Origin of the sequence: Nonomuraea sp. NPDC049784 (genome assembly GCF_040659615.1) — a bacterium.
In the GTDB taxonomy this organism is placed as follows: domain Bacteria; phylum Actinomycetota; class Actinomycetes; order Streptosporangiales; family Streptosporangiaceae; genus Nonomuraea.
In genome coordinates this window covers 1-1,923 of sequence record NZ_JBFAMX010001101.1, presented here as the reverse complement: position 1 = coordinate 1,923, position 1,923 = coordinate 1, and the positions used below count along the sequence as shown (strand labels likewise).

The window sequence follows — 1,923 nt, the reverse complement described above, 5'->3', positions numbered from 1 at the left end:
TACAGGACCCTGCTGGTTAACTCGCGCGGTGTCGGCTGGTTCGTGATCTGATGGCTTCTGTCCTTGATCACGTTCGTGGGAGCAGCCGTTGCCTCCGCCCTGGCTGCGGGATGGATAGAGGGAGCCGTGTCGATGCAGCCCAGGCCGTGGCCGGAGCCGACGCCGGAGGTCGTGGCGGCGATCCGGACGATCTACCGGGGCAAGAGGCAGGTGCCGTTGCCGGTTCGGGTGCGTGATGAATTAGGCGAGGTGTTCGCCGATGAGGCGTTCGCAGGAGCCTTCGGCAAGGAGGGCAGGCCGGGCTGGTCACCGGGTCGCCTGGCGTTGATCACGGTGTTGCAGCGGGTGGGCAACCTTACCGACCGGCAGGCCGCCGAGGCGGTCGCCACTGATCTGACCTGGAAGTATGCGCTCGGCCTCAGCTTGGATGACCCGGGGTTTGACGCCAGTGTGCTGAGTGAGTTCCGTTCCCGGGTGATCGCTCATGAGTTGGAGGAGACGCCGCTGGATCTGCTGTTGGCGGCATTGCAGGAGCGAGGCCTGCTGGGGGCGGGTGGCCGGCAGCGTACCGATTCCACTCATGTGATCTCTGCGGTGCGGGACGTCAACCGGGTAGAGCTGGCCGGGGAATGTGTGCGGGCCGCAGTGGAGGCGCTGGCGGTGGCCGCGCCCGGCTGGGTGCAACAGGTGCTGGAGGTGCCCGGTTGGGCCGACCGCTATCAGCCGCGGGTCGATTCCTGGCGGATGCCCACCTCCAAGACCAAGCAGGAAGAACTCGCGCGGGCCTACGGCGCTGATGGATACGCCCTGGTCGAAGCCGTGTATGCGCCGTTCTCCCCGGCCTGGCTGCGCCACCTGCCGGCAGTCGACACGCTGCGCATCATGCTGATCCAAAACTATGTCCGCACCACGGACCGGCGGGGACGGCAGGTGATCAGACGGCGGCAGGACCTCAACCAGGGCGGCGAGGGCCTGCCGCCGGGCAGATACCGGCTGGCCTCGCCGTATGACCTGGATACCCGTTGGGCGGCCAAAGGCAGCGAGCTGCTGTGGAACGGCTACAAGATGCACATCACCGAAACCTGCCACCGCAGCGCCGATGCCCACGATGGAGCCGATGGCACCGGCACCACCGGCCTCGACGCCGCCCTCGGCACCAACCTCGGCACAAGACCGCCGAATCTGATCACGAACGTGGCCACCACCGACGCCACCGTGCCCGACACGGCGATGACCGAGACCATCCACCAGCACCTGGCCCGGCGCGGCCTGCTGCCCGCCGAGCATTACCTGGACGCCGGGTACTCCTCTGCCGAACTTGTTGTCGCCGCCCGTGAGCAACACCAGATGACGGTGGTCACGCCCTTGCGGCCCGACAACTCCCTCCAGGCTCGCACCCGCAACGGCTACGACCGCACCGCCTTCACCATCGACTGGGACCAGAAGCAGGTCACCTGCCCGCAAGGACAGACCAGCACTTCCTGGACACCCTGCCGACAAAAAGACCGCCCGATGATCGTGGCCGCCTTCCCCCTCAACACCTGCCGCCCCTGCCCAGTGCGGACCTCATGCACCAGCGCCCAGCACAGCGGCCGCCACCTCACCCTGCACCCACGAGCGATCCAGGAAACCCTCGACGCCGCCCGCACCGAACAAACCACGCCCGCCTGGCACGACCGATACGCCCTCCGGTGCGGCATCGAAGCCACCATCCACCAAGCCGTCACCGTCACCGGCCTGCGCCGCGCCCGCTACCGCGGCATCAAGAAAGTCCACCTCGAACACATCGTCTCCGCGATCGCGGTCAACCTGATCCGCCTGGACGCCTGGTGGAACGGCCGCCCTCTGCAGCGCAAACGCACCAGTCACCTGGCCCGACTCGAACCAGCCCTGACCGCCTGAAATGAGTTAACCAGCAGGGTC

At 67.3% G+C, this 1,923-nt stretch carries 1 protein-coding gene; it reads left to right on the top strand.

Annotated elements, in window-relative coordinates:
* Window positions 1–171 precede the first annotated feature (171 nt).
* Window positions 172–1,902, top strand: a complete 1,731-nt coding sequence (locus AB0J09_RS63670; RefSeq protein WP_360714085.1) for an IS1182 family transposase — start codon at window positions 172–174, stop codon at window positions 1,900–1,902.
* Window positions 1,903–1,923: the final 21 nt, after the last annotated feature.